This is a genomic window from bacterium (assembly GCA_024224155.1).
In the GTDB taxonomy this organism is placed as follows: domain Bacteria; phylum Acidobacteriota; class Thermoanaerobaculia; order Multivoradales; family JAHEKO01; genus CALZIK01.
This window is the reverse complement of record JAAENP010000363.1, coordinates 1-19327: the sequence shown is the minus strand read 5'-3', so window position 1 is coordinate 19327 and position 19327 is coordinate 1. Positions and strand designations below refer to the sequence as shown.

The 19327-nt window shown below is 64.7% G+C and carries 16 protein-coding genes and 1 pseudogene; 9 read left to right on the top strand and 8 right to left on the bottom strand.

The features are described from left to right. From GY769_18240 to GY769_18230, 3 genes are all read right to left on the bottom strand, one after another. On the bottom strand, positions 1–690 hold a 690-nt coding region (locus GY769_18240; GenBank protein ID MCP4203862.1), incomplete at its 3' end, for a trypsin-like peptidase domain-containing protein. A gap of 215 nt (positions 691–905) precedes the next feature. After that, a complete protein-coding gene (locus GY769_18235) occupies positions 906–2294 on the bottom strand; it encodes a hypothetical protein (protein ID MCP4203861.1) in 1389 nt (462 codons plus the stop codon). Then, positions 2291–3763, bottom strand: a complete 1473-nt coding sequence (locus GY769_18230) for a hypothetical protein (GenBank protein MCP4203860.1) — start codon at positions 3761–3763, stop codon at positions 2291–2293. Before GY769_18230 ends, GY769_18235 begins: the two co-directional genes overlap by 4 nt. A gap of 99 nt (positions 3764–3862) precedes the next feature. Between GY769_18230 and GY769_18225 the strand changes: the two genes are divergently transcribed. Together GY769_18225 and GY769_18220 are read left to right on the top strand one after the other, a co-directional pair. Further along, complete coding sequence (locus GY769_18225; protein ID MCP4203859.1) at positions 3863–4615, top strand: M48 family metallopeptidase; 753 nt, start codon at positions 3863–3865, stop codon at positions 4613–4615. Positions 4616–4769: 154 nt separating this feature from the next. After that, positions 4770–5561, top strand: a complete 792-nt coding sequence (locus GY769_18220) for a hypothetical protein (GenBank protein MCP4203858.1) — start codon at positions 4770–4772, stop codon at positions 5559–5561. 106 nt (positions 5562–5667) lie between these two features. Here the strand turns inward: GY769_18220 and GY769_18215 are convergent, their stop codons facing one another. Beyond that, complete coding sequence (locus GY769_18215) at positions 5668–6357, bottom strand: hypothetical protein (protein MCP4203857.1); 690 nt, start codon at positions 6355–6357, stop codon at positions 5668–5670. Between the two features lie 54 nt (positions 6358–6411). After that, the gene (locus tag GY769_18210; GenBank protein ID MCP4203856.1) at positions 6412–8811 is read right to left on the bottom strand and encodes a PQQ-binding-like beta-propeller repeat protein; all 2400 of its coding nucleotides are present in this window, start codon (positions 8809–8811) and stop codon (positions 6412–6414) included. 231 nt (positions 8812–9042) lie between these two features. Here GY769_18210 and GY769_18205 point away from each other — a divergent pair, with 231 nt between their 5' ends. The 3 genes and pseudogenes from GY769_18205 to GY769_18195 all read left to right on the top strand — a co-directional run bounded on the left by GY769_18205 (position 9043) and on the right by GY769_18195 (position 11992). Next, on the top strand, positions 9043–10215 hold the full coding sequence (locus tag GY769_18205; GenBank protein ID MCP4203855.1) for an aminopeptidase: 1173 nt from the start codon (positions 9043–9045) through the stop codon (positions 10213–10215). Further along, positions 10212–10601, top strand: a pseudogene (locus GY769_18200) (hypothetical protein). The gene GY769_18205 and the pseudogene GY769_18200 overlap by 4 nt, the downstream one beginning before the upstream one ends. A gap of 509 nt (positions 10602–11110) precedes the next feature. Further along, positions 11111–11992, top strand: coding sequence for a hypothetical protein (locus GY769_18195; protein MCP4203854.1), 882 nt, complete (start codon positions 11111–11113; stop codon positions 11990–11992). Between the two features lie 36 nt (positions 11993–12028). Here GY769_18195 and GY769_18190 read toward each other — a convergent pair whose 3' ends face one another. From GY769_18190 to GY769_18180, 3 genes are all read right to left on the bottom strand, one after another. Further along, complete coding sequence (locus GY769_18190; GenBank protein MCP4203853.1) at positions 12029–13015, bottom strand: hypothetical protein; 987 nt, start codon at positions 13013–13015, stop codon at positions 12029–12031. An 80-nt stretch (positions 13016–13095) separates the two neighbouring features. Beyond that, a complete protein-coding gene (locus GY769_18185) occupies positions 13096–14412 on the bottom strand; it encodes an AarF/ABC1/UbiB kinase family protein (GenBank protein MCP4203852.1) in 1317 nt (438 codons plus the stop codon). Between the two features lie 31 nt (positions 14413–14443). After that, positions 14444–15139 (bottom strand): SDR family oxidoreductase, encoded by a 696-nt coding sequence (locus tag GY769_18180; protein MCP4203851.1) that lies wholly within the window; start codon positions 15137–15139, stop codon positions 14444–14446. Between the two features lie 148 nt (positions 15140–15287). Between GY769_18180 and GY769_18175 the strand changes: the two genes are divergently transcribed. From GY769_18175 to GY769_18160, 4 genes are all read left to right on the top strand, one after another. Continuing rightward, a complete protein-coding gene (locus tag GY769_18175) occupies positions 15288–15638 on the top strand; it encodes a hypothetical protein (protein ID MCP4203850.1) in 351 nt (116 codons plus the stop codon). An 87-nt stretch (positions 15639–15725) separates the two neighbouring features. Next, entirely contained in the window at positions 15726–16445 is a 720-nt protein-coding gene (locus GY769_18170) for a DUF4197 domain-containing protein (protein MCP4203849.1), read from the top strand. A 26-nt stretch (positions 16446–16471) separates the two neighbouring features. Continuing rightward, positions 16472–16846, top strand: coding sequence for a cupin domain-containing protein (locus GY769_18165; protein ID MCP4203848.1), 375 nt, complete (start codon positions 16472–16474; stop codon positions 16844–16846). 53 nt (positions 16847–16899) lie between these two features. Beyond that, on the top strand, positions 16900–19155 hold the full coding sequence (locus GY769_18160; protein ID MCP4203847.1) for a carbohydrate binding family 9 domain-containing protein: 2256 nt from the start codon (positions 16900–16902) through the stop codon (positions 19153–19155). Positions 19156–19327 lie beyond the last annotated feature (172 nt).

The window sequence follows — 19327 nt, the reverse complement described above, 5'->3', positions numbered from 1 at the left end:
CCCGAGCTGAACGGTCTTGCCGGAGGCGACAAGGGAGTCGCCGTGGTAGGTGTCCTGGTGTTCGAGAAGCTGCCGCTGGACGATCTCGAGGAACGGATTCCCGCTCTCCTCGGAACCGGCGGACCCAACGCCTTGGGCAAGGAGCTCCGCTACGGACTCCAAGGGTACGAGAAAGCTCACCTGGTTACCCGCGGTCGCGACATTGACGCCGACCACTACACCGGAGTCGTCGATCGCCGGCCCGCCGCTCATGCCCGGGTTGAGCGAGCCCGTGAAGTGCAGCCGCCCGTAGAGCGAATGCTCGGCGCGGCCGTTGTAGGTCCCCTCGACGATGGTGATGCCGATATCGTGTGGATAACCCAATGCGTAGAGGCGAGTGCCTTGAGCCGGAGCCGCGGCCGCGATCTCCAGCCGTTCCGGCCCGGCGGAACCGACCTCGAGGAGCGCCAGATCGTGCAGGACATCCAGCCCCACCAGCCGGGCCTCTTGCTCTTGATCGTCGGCGTCGACGACGCTGGCGACATAACGCGCCGGCTTGTGCACGAGGCGCGAAACCACGTGGTAGTTGGTGACCAGGCGAGTACCGTCGCCAACGAAGAATCCCGAGCCGATGATCCCCTTGGCGCCGGAGCCGGTCTCACTGACCTCGACCTTGACGACAGCCTCCCGGTGGCGATCGAAGACCCCCACGGTGGCTTCCTGCCCGTGAGCGTCCGAGGCGGCGCAAAGGCACGCAACCACTAGCGACGCAACTCGCGGGAGGTATCTGTCGCGCACCAGCTCGGCCACAGAACAAGGGTAGAGCAGAATCCGGCCTTCCTGCAATGCTGGACGCGACTCGGGTCGATCACGCGTCCAGAAGCCAGGGCCCGGCCGGCCGCTCGAAACGGCATGCCGTAGCCGGCTCAGTGGCAGTCGCCGACCGGTTCCGTCACGAAGGCGACGATCGCGTCGAGCCCGTCCGGTTCGACGACCGCCTCGAAGTGCCCCCCGGCCACCATCGCGGTCCCGGCGAGCGCGGCGGTCTCTTGCGGCGAGAGCCCGCGCTGGCTGTCGAGCACGGCGTGTCCGTCGCCGGAAGCCCAGGCGAGGTCCTTTAGGAGCGGATCGCGGTCGACGCGCCCGTCGCCCAGGAAGTGTGTTCGCCACACACCCCTCTCGCGAGTCAGAAGGGCCCGATCGATGGTCGGGGCCGAAGCGTTCTCCAAGCGGTAGTAGCGCACGTCCGGGAAGTGATCCGAATCGCGCGCCAGCAGGAGTTGAATCCGGCGTGCTTGCGAGAGCCGGCGGTCGAGGTAGTCGACCCGCTCCTGCCGGTTCCCGAAGAGGTCCGGCCGGGGTTTGCGGCGCAAGCGCTCGCTGGCCTTCCGCCCGAAGAGCGACCACCCGTACTCCACCCAGTTCTGAGAATCGAACAGATCGACGGCCAGGGTCTTACCGCTCTCGTCGAAGAACAGATCGTCCCGATCCGCCGGCAGATCCTCGAACAGCGGCCGGATGGAGAAGAAAACCTCGGGGTAAAACCGTCGCCCGACCAGGGGCACGTAATTGCGACCTTGGATCAACAACTGGAGTACTCGCAAAGCGCCGTTGTTCGAAGCGCCGACCAGAACCAGCTTGCGGAGCCGGTAGCCGCGCCGCGGGGCGACTCCGGCGTCCGCCCGGTCAGGATCGGGCGCGCCGTACTTAACGGGCCAGCGGGAGATCTTCGCCGCATTGCTCTGGCAGACGAGGTCGATTTCGGTGCCGCCCCGCTTCTCGCTGAGCTCCTCCAGGCGACGGTCGAGCAGACGCACCGAATCGAGATTGCCGTAACGCCAGTCGTAGTTGAAGAAGAAGAGATCGTCCGCCGGTCCAGGATCGGCCAGGTCTCCCAGCCGGTAGCCCTGATCCTCGAAGCGCTCCAGCAGCGGCCGGTAGACCTGCTTGGTCCAGCCCGGCAGGCGGAGCTGCCAGATTGTCTCGATCGCCTCGTAACCGGTATTCGGATGGGAGGGCTGGCCACCGAGCACCAGCGGCAGCACCAAGCGGTAACCGCCGTCGCGAGGCCGAAACAGCTGCCGGGAGCTTCCCCAGACCAGCTCGCCACTGCCGGGATCGCTCAGCACGGTACCGGTCACTCCGGATACGAAGACCATCGGAGTGTGCCCGCCTGCGGGCAAGAAGCGTTCGGTGAGCGGTGGGCTCCAGCGGCTCGCGCAGCCGAGTGCCGGCGCCAGCAGCAGAAACAGGGCTAGGAGCCCGGCCGTGGTAAGCGGCGTGGCCGGGGATCGCGACCTCGGGCCCGCTCTCACGGCTCCGACACCTCAGCCGACTCGGCTCGCCGCGGCAGCTCGAGCAGCCAGAAAAGCAGATTGTCCGTGAACACGGGATCCTTGGTCAGATCGAGATGGGCTCTGGGCAGAAACATGGCACTCTGCCAGTCGACCGGCGAACGCAGGTAGGGCGACCACGGGCTACCCAGGCGCTCGTCCATCAGCGAGCTCGACCGCAGCACCTTGCCGTCGCCAGGCTCGTGGGCGATCACGGAAAGACTCTTCTTACCGGCACCTACCTCTGCGCGCCGGGGGGTCGGCACGGCGTCGCCGGCAATCAGGTAGAGGTGGAGGCCCTGCGGCTTCTCCACTGGCCGATCGAGCGCCGCGGCAAAACGCCCGGCGCGCTCGAGGGCCTTCTCCTGGTGATCGAGCGCGATCCGGCGCCGCACCACCGGATCCGGCTCGTCCGGCAGCAGCCACGAGACCATCTCCTCGGCCTCTGGAGATGCCAGGCCCCACTGCATGCGGCGCCAGAGCGCCGGATCGAAGAGGTCTTCGATCGGGTCGCCGTCAGAGAGCACCATGCCGTGCCGACCCCTCGGGAGCATCTGGTAGCCGGAGGCGAAGGTGCCGAGCAGAGTCGGAGAGTAGCTGATGAAGGGCCCGTAGTCCTTGCCCTCGAGCAGCTGCACGAGGCTCTCCAGCGTGCCCGCGTTGGGCGGCGCCACCAGAACCGCCCGCTCGATGTTGGCCGCTCCTGCCCAGGTCACCTCGGGCAGCGATCCGTCCTCCGGCAGGTCGGCGGCGCCGTAGCGCAAGTAGTAACGCAGCAACAGGCCGCCCATCGAGTGACTGACGACGTCGAACTTCAGATCTGGCGCGTCGACACCGAATCGACGTTTCGTCTCCGCCCGCACGTAGGCCCGTTTCTCTTCGATGAACCGATGCAGGCGCTGTGCGTTCTCGACGTTGTCCCGCCGCCAGTCGTAGTCGAACTGGAAGCAGTTGTAGTGATCGTCGCCCCAGTCGACCTCGCCCGAGACCGCCAGGCTTTCGTCACGGTAGCCACCGGCGCCAAGCGCAGTGAGAATGTGGAAATAGGCCCGCAGGTTGATCGGGATGCCCAGAAGCTTCACCTTGAGCTTATCCAGGACGCCGGCGGGGCGAACCTCGTCCCGGAGATCTCGCAAGGGTACGCCTTCGCGCATCGGCAAGGCGATCAGGCGTGCGTCCGCGGGCTTCTCCGGCTTGGCATAGTTGTCGGCGAACGCACCCCAGACCACCCGGCCGGTCGAGCCCTCGACCAGCTTCGAGCCGGTAAGCCCGGGGATGACGATGACCGGGTTGCGATCGGGTCCGTGACTCTGGGCCGAGCGGCTGTAGAGTCGTCCAACATCGGGCCGGTTGGGCTTGAGCGCCGCCGTGCAGCTGGCGAGGAGCAGCGCGGCCGTCAGAGTCACGGCAGTCGGCCCGGCACCGGCTTTCATGGGGCTCAATCGGATCATCGGTTGACGCTCGTAGATACGCCCAACTCCGGCGGGCGGTTTCGCCTAGCTTCCCACGCTCCGCTTCCCCACGCTCGAGCATTGTGTGAAGCTTGGCCGATGCCGGTCCTCGTCGTCGCCGACACCGAGATTCCGTACGAGATCGGACGCAGCCAACGCGCCAAGCGAATGAGAATCACCGTGCGACCGGGGAGTGTCGACGTCATCGCGCCGCGATTCACGCCCAACCGACAGATCGTGGCGTTCGCCGAGTCCAAGCGCCGCTGGATCTACGAGAAAACCGAAGCCCTGCGCGAGCGCGAGCTGGTCGTGACTCCCCCGCGGTTTCTCTCGGGATCAAAGGTCCTGTTTCGGGGAAGGTTCTTGCGCTTGTGGGTGCAGGAAGCGCAGGGGGTCGACCGCCACAGCCGAAGGGCTAAGAAACGCTCGTCCGCGAGCTCGCTCCGTTTTGCGAGCGCGTTTCACGTCACCCTCGAGCGTGGGCTCGCCTCCGCCCAACGTGAGACGTTGACGCGCGATCTCGTGATGGACTGGCTCAAGAGGCGAGCGCTCGCGGATGCACGAGTCTGGGCTCGCCAGTATGGTTCCGAGCTCGGCGTCTCCCCCGCCCGGATCCGGATCGGGAATCAGAGAACGCTCTGGGGAAGCTGCTCGGCCCGCGGCGTGATATCGCTCAACTGGCGCTTGATCGCCGCGCCCAAACCGGTCTTCGAATACGTGGTCGTTCACGAGCTCTGCCATCTGATCGAGCGCAACCATGGCAAGAGGTTCTGGAAGCTGGTGGGCTCCATGCTGCCGGATTATCCCGAACGCAGAACCTGGTTGCAGCGGCACGGCGTCGCCCTGAGCTAGGTCTGGTCGAGGCTTCATCCGGGCCCTTCACTGAGGGCGGAGAAACCTCGGCCACGGAAGACGCAACTGCTATACTCGCGGGGCTCTGAAACAACGAGGGAATGGGTTTCACCGGCGGTCTCCGGGGAGGGGGTCGCCAGAACGAAAGGATTCTATGCACCCGATTCGACGATTGATTCCGACGGTCCTGGCAGCCGTGGTGACGATGGCGGCTCTGCCCGCGATCGCTGTCGCGGACTCCCACGAAGAGGAAGCGCCGCGGCCTTACGCCTACGGCATCTACTACGAATGCGACACCAGCACGCAGGAGCAGGCCGACCACATCATGAAGCACGTCTTCAAGCCCGTGTACGACCAGGGCGTCGAGGACGGCACGATCACGGGCTGGGGCTGGATGGCCCACGCGGTAGGCGGCAAGTGGCGGCGCGTGGTCTACCTGATCGCGCCGACGATCGACGAGGTTCTCGAAGCGAGCAACACGCTCAACACCAAAGTGGGCGAGGCCGACCCGCTCGGAGCCAACCGGCTGCAGCAACTCTGCCCGTCCCACGATGACTACATCTGGCGCTGGGTCGCCGGATCGAGCGAAGATGCCGGCGAGATCACCGAGCAGCGGGGTGACGTCGCGTTCTCCGCCTACTGGGTCTGCGACATGTCCAAGGAGTCGGATCTCGACGACATGATTCGGGAGAAGATCGGCCCCCTCTGGGACGCGCAGGTCGAGGCCGGGAATCTAGCCTCCTGGGCCTGGTTCGAGCACGTCATCGGCGGCAAGTATCGTCGCCTGGCCTCCCAGACCGCGAAGGACTTCGGCAGTATTACCAAAGCGCGCGAAGCAGTAATCAACGAGCTCGTTGAAAACCACCCCGACGTGATGGCCGAGTTCAGTACCACCTGCCACTCGCACCAGGACTATCTCTGGGAAGTCATGATGGAAACGCCCTAGCGGCATCAGATCGAGCGAGGGGCGGGGCCATCGGCCTCGCCCTCTTCCTCGGTCGACACGAAGCTCGACCGTCTTGCCTCCCCCGGCAGCCTGGCAGACCTAAGGCTCAGTCGCGCTCTTGCCAATCGACGCTTTGGCGGATGTGCTCGCGCAGCCGGCGCCCGCCTTTACCGTCGAAGGCAGTGAAACGAATGCCCATTCCCCGGATGCCTTCCTTTTCCAGGGAGGTGTGCCGAACCACCTCGGCGTCACCAGTGACTGCATCCGGATCCCCAGGCCAGTTGAAGGAGAACTTGACCCAGGTCGCGATCGGCAGGAGCTCGCCGGTCATCACCTTCATGCCGGTCGCCGAGATATCGCGCGTCTGGACCATGCGGAGCCTGCTGGTGTCACCCATCTGCACCTCGAGCCTCGCCATGATGCGCTGGCCGGCCCTGGGCGACGCGCGGACGAACTGAGTACACAACCTACTCAGATCGGAAGCCGAGAGCCTCGCCGGCAGCACGGTCAGCCGGTCCGACTCGCGTAGTGACAGGGTTCTGTAGTCGTCTTCGCCGGCAATAACCACCATACGGGGAAGGCCAAAGGAACCCAAGGACTCGACGAGCTCATCGAAGGGCATATCCTCGAGCGGGACCGCGACGACCAGAAGATCGACACCGAGTGTCTCGTGCAACGCACAGGCGGATACTCCAGACGGAACGCTCAGGATCCCGACCGCTCGCCGGTCTACCTTGCGGGAGAGACCTTCCCGAAGCTCCTCGCTAACGCCAACCGTGACGATCTTCTGTTTCACCCTATCGGGACGTTAACAGTGCCGATTCCGATCCGGCAAATACCGGCGGAAATCCTATCCCAAGGGAAACAGAGCCCGCAGCATGTCATCGACGTAGCCCCGAAAGTTGTTCCAACCGACGCCTTCGGGCACCTCTCCGCCGGCCGGCCGGTGTCCGAGGTCGCGAAGCCGCTGCTGAAACTCGCGGTTGGAGGCCGCGGAGTCGAAGTTCTCGTGCGGAGAGCGCAGGTGGTAGGAGCCCCACCTCTGGTAGATGACCAAAGGGTGGTCTTCGGCTCTGGGTGGCTCGCTGCCGAACGCGAAGAGCGTCGGCCAGATCGCTCCCACTCTTGCGAACTGATCAGGGGCTTCGAAAGCGACCCGGAAGGAGAAGTCCGCTCCGCTGCCGGTGCCGGCGCTGGCGCGCGCCATCGCATGATTGAGGGTCAGATAGCGCTCGTCTATGAGCGACACCAGCTCTTTTCCGAACATCTCGACATAGGCGGGATTGCGAAATTCGCGCCGACTGTTCTCGGGATCGGCCGGCGTCACGAACACCACGATGACAGGGGCTATCGAGTCACCGGCGAGATGATCGAGGACGTTCTTGAAATGCCCCTTCTCGAGCGCCTCCTGGCCATCGTGCACATAGAGTGTCGGGTAGCGAGTATCGCCATCGGCGTCGTAGCCCGCGGGCAGATAGACCGTGGCTTTGCGCGTCTGGCCTTCCATCGCCTCGCTCTCCCAACTGATTTCCTCGAGACGGCCCCGGCGGTCGTCCGCGGCGGCCTCGGAGAAGTCGGGAGCGCGGTATGCGGGCATGGCGACGAAGGACACCTCACCGAACAGGCCCTCACCTTCATTCGGGTTGAGCGGGTCCGCGGTGGGCTCGCCGTAGTCGACCAGAAAGCCATAGTGAACCGCGGCGTCCGGCTCGAGGCGCGTCGAGTAGTAGAAAAGATCGGTGCCGGGCACGCGGGTCATCGGATCCTCGCGGCGGAAACCGACCATATCTCCGACGATGCCGACGTCCTCGGCCTCGCCTCGATAGAGAAAGTGCACGGCCCCCGTGTCTTCGATCACCGGAACCGAGCTCGCGGCGAGGAAGGCGTCTATCCGAGCACTCTTCTCTTCGGCACTCCCGCGCTCACCGAGATCGGCGAGAAGACCGGCGAAGCGGGTCGAGCTCATCGCCGGCGACACCTCCGCAACAGCGGCCGGCTCGCCGACCGGGTCCACTCGTGCGAGCGAGCTCATGCTGCGCAGATAGAGGTGCCCGCCGGCAAAGGCCGGAGCGCTCCAGGAGACTTGATCGAACAGCGCGACACTGGCGAGCTCTTTGTAACCCTCCGGCGAAGCGTCGGCGACCCGTAGCACTCCGGGCTTGGTCATGATCACGAGATGATCGCCGACCAGCGTCGGAAAGCCGTCGCCGGGCTCGCGACTTCTCCACTGGATCGCGCCGGTTGCGGCGTCGACACAGGTGAAGATCTTGCCGTTCATGCCGTAGAGGTAGCCGTCATGGTAGACCGGTTGTACGTAGGTGCCCTTGATCGCTTGGCTCTTCCAGACTTCGCTGACTTGCCAGGCGCCTCCTTGCGCGCTGACCTCGAGCATGGAGGACTCCGGCTGCTGATTGAGCAGCAGGAGGCGGTTCTCACCCGCGGGTACCGGGATGATGGTCGCGCCACCCATGGCACGCTCGTCGCCGCCGTGCTCGTGACTCCAGAGCACCGCACCTGACGACGGATCGAGGCCGCGCAGGTGCTTGGTGCCCGCGGCGACCACCTGACTGCGCCCGCCGAGCGTGGCGACGATCGGCGTGTTGTACTCGACCGTGTCGTCACCGGTACTCCAGAGTAGCTCGCCGCTGGCGACATCGAAGCCACCGATCGACTTACCCTCGCCGGCACCGAGCTGCACGACCAGCGTGGCGCCGACCACGACCGGCGAGGCGCCAAAGCCGTAGAACGGAGCCTCGGCCTCGAGGTCATCGGCTAGGTTCTTGGTCCACACCGACGCTCCAGTCGCGGCGTCGAGCGCAAACAGATGGCCGCGCGGTCCGAGACCGAAAACACGCCCGCCAGCAAGCACCGGTGTGGCGATCGGACCGTCGTGCGAGCCGGTATGCCCCGCGTAGCCCTCCCCCATCTCGTAGCGCCAGAGCTCGTCGCCGGATTCGGAATCGAACGCCGCGATGACGTCTTTCGCGCCGCTCTGAAAACCGGTCACCAGCCGCTCACCGTCGACGGCGACCACCGGATAGCCGGACCCGAGCTCCCGCTGCCATGCGACCGAGAGAGCGGCCGACTCGCCTTCGAAGAGCCGGACATCGCGCACGGCGCCGTCATGACTGGGTCCGCGAAGGCCGGGCCAGCTCGACGCGGCAGCGATCTGGGGCACCGCCACCGAGATCGCCGGCGCGGTAAGAAGTAGGCAAACGAATCGAGTGAGCCGGAATAATCTGCTTCGCATGGTTGGCCTCCGAGGTGCGGTTCTTGTCGACGCCGCGAATCGTACCACCGGCTGCGACTACACCCGTCTCGACGATGAGAGGGGCTCAGCGAAGGCCAATAGCCTCCTTCTTGGCCGAGAGTACGCCGTGTTACGATGCACGGACTTCGACGACGAGGTTCGGCCAGCCGGCGGTGCTTGGAGGTGCCGCCGACCGAACTCGCTGCTCTTCGTCACCTCGAAAGGAGACTCATGCGCAAGGCTCTACTAGCGACGGTCCTGACCATGCTGATGACGCTCGCCCCGGCGGCGGGCGTCGCTGAAACCGACTACGACGCGATCGCCGACAACCTCGTCAATCAATCGGCCGCGGTTCGGCCCGGCGAGATCGTCGTCATCGCCGGCGGCGTCAACGAAGTCGAGCTCATGGAGGCGATTCAGGTCTCGGTGTCCAAAGCCGGCGGCCAGCCCCTGATCACTCTCAATATCCCGAAGGCCAACAAGCGCGCGCTGATGGAGACTCCCATGGAGCACCTGGAGCAGCTGCCCACGGCCAATCTCCTGATGACGAAGATGGCCGATGTGTTCATCAACGTCGGCTCGGTCCAGGACCCGAGCCTGTTCTCCGACGCTCCCGAAGAACGCCTCGCCGCCGCCCGCAAGGCGGGTGTGCCGCTGACACGCGCGCTCAACAACGCCCGTTTCCGGAGCGCGACGCTCGGACAAACCGGCGGCATTCCTACGGCGGCCTATGCCGAATCCGTGGATGCAGACTACGAGGAGATCAACGAGATCTTCTGGAAAGCGATCGCGGTTCCGCCTGCCGAGTTGGCCACCAAGGCCAGCTCCGTAGCCGCAATGTTGAAAGAAGGAGCGATGGTCAAGATGACCTCGGAGGCCGGCACCGACCTCAGTTTCGCGATCGGCGGCGAGCCCGCCCGGATCAACGCCGGCCGAACCTCGGACGTGGTCTCGCCAAACGGCGCCGCCAACACCTGGCTCCCGGCGGGAGAGGCCTATGCCTGCGTCAAAGCAGGAAGCGCCAACGGCATGCTGGTCGTGCCCTGGACTCAGTTTCGCGGGCTCGCCGTGAGGAACCTCGAGCTGACTTTCGAGGATGGACGGGTAACTCAGCTCTCCGCCGACACCAACCAGGAGATGCTGCAGGGGTACTTCGCCTCATCGAGCGATTCTCTCCGGGAGCTCTCGATCGTCGATCTCGGAATGAACTCCGAAAGCCGTACTCCGACAGGATCGACCTACAAATCCTGGGAGATGGGCGGCATGGTGACGCTCGGCCTGGGCAACAACGGCTGGGCCGGTGGCAGCAACGATTCGGATGGCGCGATGAGCCTGCATGTCGACGGCTCGACACTCAGCATCGATGACCACACCGTCGTCGAAGCCGGTAAGCTCGAGATCTGAAGACGATCCGTGCCCTTTCGTTTCTGGCTGCGGGTAGCGCCTTCTACCTGCTGATCGCCGGCGCTCAGGTCAACGCCTACCAGGCGACGCTCTCGGTACCGGACTGGCCTCTGTCCTACGGCCGGTTGCTGGCCTCGGAGTGGCCGGGGAACGTCTTCTACGAGCAGCATCATCGCGCGACGGCGGCCTCGACGCTGGTTCTTTTCACCGCGGTCCTGATCACGCTCGCGAGGCGCCCGGATCTCGCCGAGGCACGGCGCATGTCCCGCTACGCCGCCGGCGCCCTCGGCCTTCAAGTGGCCCTCGGTGGACTCATCGTGCTGCGGCTCAATCCGCCGTGGCTCGGCGCCATTCACGTCCTGGTAGCGGTTGCCACCGTGGTCTTGATCGCCGCAACGAGCCTACTGATCTGGGAGCGATGGACGGCTACGGTGCCGTCTCCAGGCGTCGACAGAATCCGGCGACGGGCCAGGATCGCCCTCGGGCTGGTCACGCTCCAGGTCTTCCTGGGGTCGATCACCCGGCACCCACCGGTGGGCGAGCTCACCTTCATCACCACTTTGATGGCTCATCTCCTGAACGGGGTCATCACCACGATGTTCCTGATTCTGCTCGCCTTTTCGATGGCTCGCCTGCGGGGGGCCGATCGACTCCGAGGTTGGGGCTGGCTGCTGTTCTCGGGCGTCGTCGGTCAGGTCCTGATCGGAGCGTGGGTCTTCGTGGTCGCGCCGGCACCCTTCGACGAGGCCTGGCCTCCGCCGAGCGGGTTTCCAGCCGCCCACGCCGCCCATATCGTTCTGGCGGCGTTTCTCGCCACCTGCCTGGTCGCGGCGCTGCTCCGAGGCGGCCGGTCGGACGGTCGGCCGGTACCATCCTAGAATCAAGGGGATCTCGCATGCGTGCACCAAGCCTTATTCGAGCCATTCCGATCTCCCGCCTCGTGGCCTCGAGCCTTCTGGCGCTGACGCTTACGGCACAGGCAAACGCATCCACCGAATCCGAGCTCAATGCTCGCTGGCGAGGCGCCTGGGCCATCATCGGAGTCGACGCCATCTCGGGCTGCGCTGGCAACTACACCAACAACGAGGTTCGGGGGCGCCGCGTCAGCGGCAAGGGCGACCACCGTTTCAGCGCCGGCGAGCTGGCAACGGTCTACAAGATCAATCTCAAGCGCAAGCAGGTGGAGGTGCTACTGGACCTCGTCGAGCCGCTGGTGGTGCCTTACCGGGAAGGTCCGTTCACGCTCTACGACGAGCTCGCCTGCAAGGTCGAGCTTCAAATCAAGTTGCCGCGGTCCGTCAACTCCGGGTCGGCCGGCCAGGTCGACAGTCTGATCGCCGAGATTCTCGAACGCCACGAGGATGCCGCGTCCGCCGAGAGCTCGCCGGGCTGGAACCGCCGCTTGCGGGAGCCGCTGCCTGACAACTGCGACGAGACCCTCTACGAGTACGAGCGCTGGAGGGCGGAGCAGGTGAACGCGGCAGTCGCAGCGAGAATCGAGGATTCGGTGGAGGAAGCCGCGCGGCTGGTTGATCGCTTGGATGACGACCCGGACTACCTCGATGGGTTCGCGGCGGGCGTCGATCGAGCGCGCGATCGCAGCTTCGACAAAAACTGTGAGCGACTCCTGTCGATGTCGCTGTCTTCCTTCGTCCACAGCGGATCGCGCGATGACGGCCGCGAGTTCAACGACGGCTATCGCGACGGCCAAAAGCTGGTCTTCTATCTCGAAACGGCCCGCAGGCTGAAGGCGTGCTTTCTACCGCCACCGCTCTAGCCGCCGGCACCCCGATCCGGACGAAGCTCCTACGACTCAGGTATCGCGCGGGAAGTATCTCCCCAGCCAGAAATAGAAGCCGAACGTCACCAGGAACAGGACCGCCGTGACCGGCATCATGAAGCGCGTGATACCCATCTCGGTCATCATCTCGAGCTGCTCTGCCGGGATCTCCATTCTTTCGTAGAGGTCCAGGAGAGACCGCCCACGGAAAGTGATCAACGCGTTCAGGCCGTTCACGGCCATGAAGGCAAGTACGCCCAGCCAGGCCCAGCGCTGCAGGCGGTAGAAGCCCCACGCCAGAACGACGCCGGCCGCTCCCAGGACAATGGCGATGAGCAGGGCTCCGGCTCCGTGGACGACCCGACCGAAGAAGGGAATTCCCACGCCCATGAACGGCCCGAAGACCACCACGCCCCAGTAAGCGAGCAGCAGGCTGCCGGCAAGCACTGGCAAGGGACATGAGTCGGTCCAACGTGCCTTCGGATCGTAGTACTCGCACGTCGCCCTGACATGCCGGCTCCGGTAGAAAACGACGAACGCCGCCGGGATGATCAGATAGACAAACGCCACGCTCACGGTCATGCAGCCGACGACCAATACAACTCCCTCTTGAGAGCCCCCCATCTGGCGCTCCATGCCTCGGAGTAGGCCCGGAAGAAAGACAACCATGAGCACCGACGCCAGTACCCCAGTGGCCAAACCGATCGAAGAAAGCACCAGGTTGAGCGCTCGAGCCCACCGCCTGCAGCGTATCGAGCCGACGCCCAGCACCGCCGCGACGGCCGCGAGCGCCGAGTACATCACCGCGCTCACTACCACACTTGCCGTCGAGACACCCTCCATACCGGGAGCGAACCTGTTGGCGTTCGTCAGCACGAGCAGCTGCAGGGCAACCAGTCCCAAGAGGGCAACGGCGATCAGCAGCTCGAGAACGCCGAAGACGATCAGGCCGACCCTGCGGTCCTTGAAGGGCTGAGTTGCGACATCGGAGCCGGCGGACTGCAGGTCGTGTTCCGTCATTGCGCTTCAACCCCTTTCCGAGCACGTTGTCCGTGCCGATCGCAACTTGTCCAGGAGTTCCGACAGAACGATAACAGACGCTAGATGTAGCCTTCGACGATCTCCGCCCAGGGCGCCCGGGCGCCAAAACGGACCAGATTGCCGAAATGCCCGGCCAGCGAGCGGTCGACGAAAATCACGTCCTGGGGGAAGCGCAGATCGGTGGCCCGGGTCCAGTTGTCCATGCCCGCCTGCATGATCTTGTCGTAGAGCTCGGGGTCTTCACCGAAGCGGTACTCGGGCTCACGGCGCAGGATTTCGGCAAGAAGATCCAGGTAGGGCTCGAGCAGCTCGAGCTCGACCGGCGAGCCGTCGCCGCGCGTTGCACCGAGTTGCCTGAGGACTTCGGGCACCTTCTCGCGGCGATCGTCGAGCACGGCGCGCAACAGCGCCGCGTAACAGACGGCCAGTTTCTCGGGAATCCTCTTGACGCTGCCGAAGTCATAGACGACGACTCGGCCGTCTTCCAGGAACGAGAAGTTGGCGAGGTTGGGGTCGGCATGAAGCATGCGATGCTCGAACAGGCCGCGCATCTGGAACTCGAACAACACCCTCCCCCATTGATCTCGCAGCTCCTGGCTGTATCGATCGCTTGCCGCCTCGCGCGGCGGGATGCCATCGATGAACTCCATGGTGAGCACCCGGTCGGTGGATCGAGCCTTGATCACCTTCGGGATGACCACGTCCTCGACGTCAGCGTGAAGCTCGCGCAAGCGGCGCATGTTCTCGGCCTCGTGCTCGTAGTCGAGCTCCTCGAGTAGCCGGTCGCGCATCTCTTCCCACAGAGGTTCGAAATCGGCCTCGAAAACCATCGCGAACAGACTCTTGAACAGCCTCTTGAGGTTCTTCAGATCGGCCGTCACGATCTCGCGGATCGCCGGATACTGGATCTTGACCGCCACCGGTCCGCCGTCGGCGAGCCGCGCGGCGTGTACCTGTCCGATCGAGGCCGCCGCAAAGGCCTCCTCTTCGAATTCCTCGAAGAGCTCGCCGATCGGCGCTTGCAGCGATCCCTCGACTTCGTAGCGCATCACCTCGGAGGGCACGCGAGGCGCTTCGCGTTGCAGCCGTCGCAGGACCTCGGCCACCTCGTTCGGCAACCAGCCCTCCTGAAGACTCAACATCTGGCCGACCTTCATGGCCGCGCCCTTCATTTCACCCAGCGTCTCGGCAATCCGCACCGCGTTCTTGATCAGATTCTCGAGCCGCCTGGCTTCACTGATGGGGCCCGAGCGCAGAAGGCCCAGAGTGCGCTCGCCCGCTACCGATGCGCCGACACGACCGACGAGTCCTCCGAGTCGAAGCAGCCGGCGGCCGGGTGAGGTGACGAGGCCGCTCTTGCGGCGGTCTGCGGTCATGCCGGTCCCGAGCCCGCTCGTCCGAGCCGGACTAGTCCTCTTGCCAGGGATTGGTGGCGAACACCGCGAACTCCGGCCAGAGGGCCCGGCGTTGGGCTGAAAGCGCCGCCAGGATCGCGTCGGCGATGTCCGACGCGTAGAGCTTGTTGGGGTTGTTGCGGCCGGTCTTGCCACCCCAGTTCGTCTGGACTTCGGACGGACAAATGCACACCGCGCGAATGCCGTGCGGCCGCAGCTCCGCCTGCCAGCACTGGGTGATGCCCCGCACGGCCCACTTGCTCGCCGAGTAGGCGGTGCCGTGGGCATGGCCCTTGATGCCCGAGGTCGAGGCGATGTTGACGATGTCGCCCTCGCCCTGCTCGATCATCCCGGGAACGACGCGACTGGTGAGATCGACGAGGCCGAACACGTTGGTGTCGAACTGCTTCTTCATCCGGCCAACGTCGAAATCCTCGAGCGGCGCGAAGTAGCCGTAGCCGGCATTGTTGACCAGGACATCCACGCCACCCATGCGATCACCGCATACCTCGAGCGTTTGGGCGTTGTCGTCCGGAATCGAGACGTCGGCTCGGAGGCCGAAGGCCCCCGTCTTGTCTGCAACTTCCGAGATGAGATCTTCGTTGCGCCCCGTAAAAACCACCTCGTGTCCTTCCGCTCGAGCAGACTCGACGACCGCCGCGCCAATACCCTGGCTTCCGCCGGTAACGAGAAAACGTCTCTTGTTCATGGGTTCTCCTTGGGTCTTCGGAGGGTGCGGGAGATGAGAAGGCCGCATCCTAGCGCGAATTCGGGCGCCTGCTTGACCAACGCCCCCCGATTGGGTGGTCCAATACGGAGCAATCGCCGCTAGGCTTTTCCCGAAGGAGGGTATTCCCATGCCGGAAGCCGCTGCTATCGACAAAGCCCAGTGCGAAAAGGATCACGCTCTCTGGACCGAGGAAATCGCGGCCTGGAAGAACGATCATGCCCGCGCCCTGAACACGCTCCAACAAGTCACCTCTTTCATTCTCAAACACGAGGCTCAACTCGACGATCATCTGAAAGAGGTCAAAGAGCATGAGGGCATGAGCTCGACCAACCCCGAAGAGATGCAGACCATCCGGGAGCGCCATCTCGCGGTCAAGCACCGCCACAACGCTCTCCGTGGACGTCACCGCGGGCTGATCGAAGAGATCCTGCAGCTACAGGTGACCCTCCACAAGGCCGGGCACGGGAACATCCTCTGAGGGCTCATCGGGTTCCCGAGGCAACGGGCGCCGGGCCCGCGCCGCCGATCTACAACCGCCGCGGATCCCGCTCGGTATGATCGGAGCATGCGAGCAAGGGAATCGATCGCGGCTGGTCTCGTTGCGGCCACGATTCTGGCCGCCGGCTGCTCGAGTGTGGCCCTTGACGATCTTCTCGAGGTCACGAGCGGAGGCGGACCGGTCCAGCTCGATCGCGAGACGGTGATCTCGGGCCTGCGACAGGCCCTCGAGATCGGATCGGACCGAACCGTCGAGCGCACCGCGGTGATCGATGGTTTTCTGGCCAACGAGCTCATCCGTATCGTCATTCCGAGCGACATGGAGCCGATGACCAAGACGCTGCGAAAACTCGGGCTCGGGCGCCAGGTCGACGACCTCGAGCTCAATATGAACCGGGCGGCCGAGGAGGCCGCCAGCGGGGCCCGCGAGATCCTCTGGGAAGAAATCCGGGACCTGACATTCCCCGACGCCATGGCGATTCTCGAGGGCGGCAAGACCGCGGCGACCGACCTCCTCGAGGAGCGGACCTCGGCCGACATCCGCGACAAGTTCCACCCGATCATCTTGAGAAAAATGGAGGAAGTCGGCCTGGCGCGCCTCTACGCCGACCTCGCCGAACGCTACAACCGCCTCCCCTTCGTGTCCGGAGATGCCGTCGATCTCGACGCCTACGTGACCGATCAGGCGCTCGCCGGGATCTTCACGATCCTGGGACAAGAAGAGGCTCGTATTCGCGAAGACCCTGTGGCCCGCACCACCGAGCTCCTGAAGCAGGTCTTCGGCTAGTTGAATGAATGTCAGGAGGATCTAGGATGAAGCCAATCGTCAAGAGCTCCGCCGAGGTGAAGGCGAGCTCGATAGCGGCCGGCACCGGAGCCTCGACTCAGGTGCTGCTGGGCCCCGACGACGGGATGCCGCACTTCGCCATGCGCAAGTTCTCCATGCTGGACGGCGGCGGCATGCCGTTTCACACCAACACCGTCGAGCACGAGCAGTACGTCCTGAGCGGTCGAGCGCGGATCCGTATCGGCGACGAGGATCACGAGGTCGGTCCCGAGGACGTCCTCTACATTCCGGCCGGCGTCGCTCACTCGTACAGCGTGATCGAGGGCCCGTTCGAGTTTCTATGCATGGTGCCGAACCTTCCGGACAAGTTGGAGATTCTCGACGCCGAGTCAGACCCGTAGCGACGTCCCAAGAAAACCCTGAACTTTCCGCGTCCGAATACGTTAAAGAGACAATGCTTGTCAGGGGAATCGGGGCCCTGTCGACGCTTCTGCCGTTGCTGTTGGCAGTCGAGGCGTCGCCTGTTTTCGCGCTGGCCCACGATCCGCCCTTCGCGATCGGCAAGACCACGCGCGAGATCAAAGTCGACGGCGAGATGGGCGACCCCGGCTGGGCCGATGCCGAGCCGATCGAGACCTGGTACGAGACCCGACCGGGCGACAATCTGCCGGCCAAGCTCGGCAGCATCGGCCACCTGGTCTACGACGATCAGTTCCTCTACGCCGCCTTCGAGTTCTCCGATCCCGAGCCCGAGAAGATCCGGGCACCGCTGGCCAACCGGGACAACGTTCCCAGCTATACCGACTACGGCGGAGTCCTGATCGACGCCAATAACGACGGCAGCACGGCTCAGATGTTCCTCGCCAACGCGCGCGGCATTCAATACGACGCAATCTCGAGCGACGCCGCGGGTGAGGACTCCGCGCCGGATTTCTTCTGGGACAGCGCCGCCAAGGTCACCCCTCACGGCTGGGTGCTCGAGATGCGCATTCCGTTCTCGTCGCTTCGCTACACCGAGAGCAATCCCGAGCAATGGCGGATTCTCCTCTATCGCAACCACCCCCGGGAGTTCCGGTACCAGTTCTTCTCGTCCAAGCTACCTCGCGACTCCACCTGCTTCATCTGCAACTCGACACCGCTCGTCGGCCTCGGCGGCCTGCCTAGCGGCAGCCATTTCGTCGTGGCCCCGTACACCACCGGGGTACAGCGCTCGGAGCCGGAAGGGGATGTCGGAACGCCGCTGATCTCCGACGATCCGACGTCCGAGATCGGCCTCGACGCCAAGTGGCTTCCCAACCCGAACACGATCCTGGACCTGACGCTCAATCCGGACTTCTCTCAGATCGAGACCGACGCGCCGTTGATCTCGGCCAACGAGCGCTTCGCGCTCTTCTTCCCCGAGAAACGGCCCTTTTTTCTCGAGGGAGCGGACCTCTTCGACACTCCCCTGACGGCGGTCTACACGCGCAGCTTCGCGTCTCCACGCTGGGGCGCTCGGGCCACCGGAGAGTTCAGGGGCAATAGCTACACCTTCCTCGCCGGCGAAGACCGCGGCGGAGGCAGCGTGATCATTCCGGGCCCGCAAGGCTCGGACCTGGTCGATCAGGATCAGGAGTCCGTGGTCACCGTGGGCCGCTTTCGGCGCAACTTCGGCGACTCGTTCCTGAGCTTCGTTTTCACCGGTCGCGAGGTCGAGGACAACTCTTACAACCGAGTCCTCGGCCCAGACTTCCGCTGGCAGGTGACCGACAAGGACGTCATCTCGGGACAGATTCTGATTTCGCAGAGCGAGACCCCGAATCTGCCGGATCTGGCCGACGAGTGGGACGACCGCGAGCTCTCCGGCCATGCGGCCGAGCTCTGGTGGTATCGGCAGACCAAGACCTGGGACTACTTCACGCTCTACCAGGATCTTTCGAACAACTTCCGTGCCGACAACGGCTTCATACCCCAGGTCGGAGTGCGGCGGGGTTTCGGTGAGATCGGCCGCAGCTTCCACCCCGAGGACAAGCCGATCAGCCGCCTGCGGCTCTTTACCCAAGTTTCCTATCGCGAGGACCGAGACGGCAACGTGCTGTCACGGTTCTTGCTTCCCGGTTTCGGCTTCGACGGCCTCCTGAACTCGTTCGTTCGGGTCGAGTTTCTCCTGAGCGACCAACGCTCCGGCACCGAGCTGATCAAACGCAACCAGATTCGACCGCTGCTGGTGCTGCGGCCGGGCGGAGTGCTCTCTCAGGTCGAGTTGAGCGCCCAGTTCGGCGATGAGGTGGACTTCGCCAACGATCGCCAGGCCGACGGCCTGACCCTCGGCATCGAGCTCGACCTGCAGCCCACCGACCATCTCGAGCTCAGCCTTGACACCGACCAGCGCAAGCTCGACGTGACCACCGACGAAGGTCTGTCCGGCGAGCTGTTCAAGGCCCAGGTCGCGCAGCTCCGCGCCACCTACACGTTCAGCTCGAAGAGCTGGCTGCGCCTCATTGGCCAATGGCTACGCACGGAGCGACGGCCGGAGCTGTATGACGATCCCGAGGACGTCACCCCGCTCTCGGAAGACCTGGGGACGTCGCTGGTCTTCGCCTACAAGCTCAACTGGCAATCCGTGCTCTTCGTCGGCTACGGCGACAGCCGAGAGTTGGACGAATTCGACCGCCTCGAGCCGGCAAGCGAAGAGGTCTTCGTCAAGCTCTCCTACGCCTTTCAGCGCTAGCGCGGCCTGTCGATCGAGTCGCGGGGCAGAATCAGACGCATAGCGACGCCCATTGGAGCGTCGGCCGCGGAATCTTCGCCAGCCCCAGGCCGCGGCCAAAGACGAACGGTAGCCCAGCGCGGGCCGGCAGAAAGCCCCCTTTCCCAACCGGCGGTCTGAGCTCCTCGAAGAT

Bases quoted from the DNA above. Each gene is read 5' to 3' on its own strand.
- GY769_18190 (MCP4203853.1), bottom strand. From the start codon at position 13,015: ATGACGGAACACGACCTGCAGTCCGCCGGCTCCGATGTCGCAACTCAG.
- GY769_18180 (MCP4203851.1), bottom strand. From the start codon at position 15,139: ATGAACAAGAGACGTTTTCTCGTTACCGGCGGAAGCCAGGGTATTGGC.
- GY769_18170 (MCP4203849.1), top strand. From the start codon at position 15,726: ATGCGAGCAAGGGAATCGATCGCGGCTGGTCTCGTTGCGGCCACGATT.
- GY769_18195 (MCP4203854.1), top strand. From the start codon at position 11,111: ATGCGTGCACCAAGCCTTATTCGAGCCATTCCGATCTCCCGCCTCGTG.
- GY769_18225 (MCP4203859.1), top strand. From the start codon at position 3,863: ATGCCGGTCCTCGTCGTCGCCGACACCGAGATTCCGTACGAGATCGGA.
- GY769_18185 (MCP4203852.1), bottom strand. From the start codon at position 14,412: ATGACCGCAGACCGCCGCAAGAGCGGCCTCGTCACCTCACCCGGCCGC.
- GY769_18205 (MCP4203855.1), top strand. From the start codon at position 9,043: ATGCGCAAGGCTCTACTAGCGACGGTCCTGACCATGCTGATGACGCTC.
- GY769_18230 (MCP4203860.1), bottom strand. From the start codon at position 3,763: ATGATCCGATTGAGCCCCATGAAAGCCGGTGCCGGGCCGACTGCCGTG.
- GY769_18175 (MCP4203850.1), top strand. From the start codon at position 15,288: ATGCCGGAAGCCGCTGCTATCGACAAAGCCCAGTGCGAAAAGGATCAC.
- GY769_18220 (MCP4203858.1), top strand. From the start codon at position 4,770: ATGCACCCGATTCGACGATTGATTCCGACGGTCCTGGCAGCCGTGGTG.
- GY769_18160 (MCP4203847.1), top strand. From the start codon at position 16,900: ATGCTTGTCAGGGGAATCGGGGCCCTGTCGACGCTTCTGCCGTTGCTG.
- GY769_18165 (MCP4203848.1), top strand. From the start codon at position 16,472: ATGAAGCCAATCGTCAAGAGCTCCGCCGAGGTGAAGGCGAGCTCGATA.
- GY769_18210 (MCP4203856.1), bottom strand. From the start codon at position 8,811: ATGCGAAGCAGATTATTCCGGCTCACTCGATTCGTTTGCCTACTTCTT.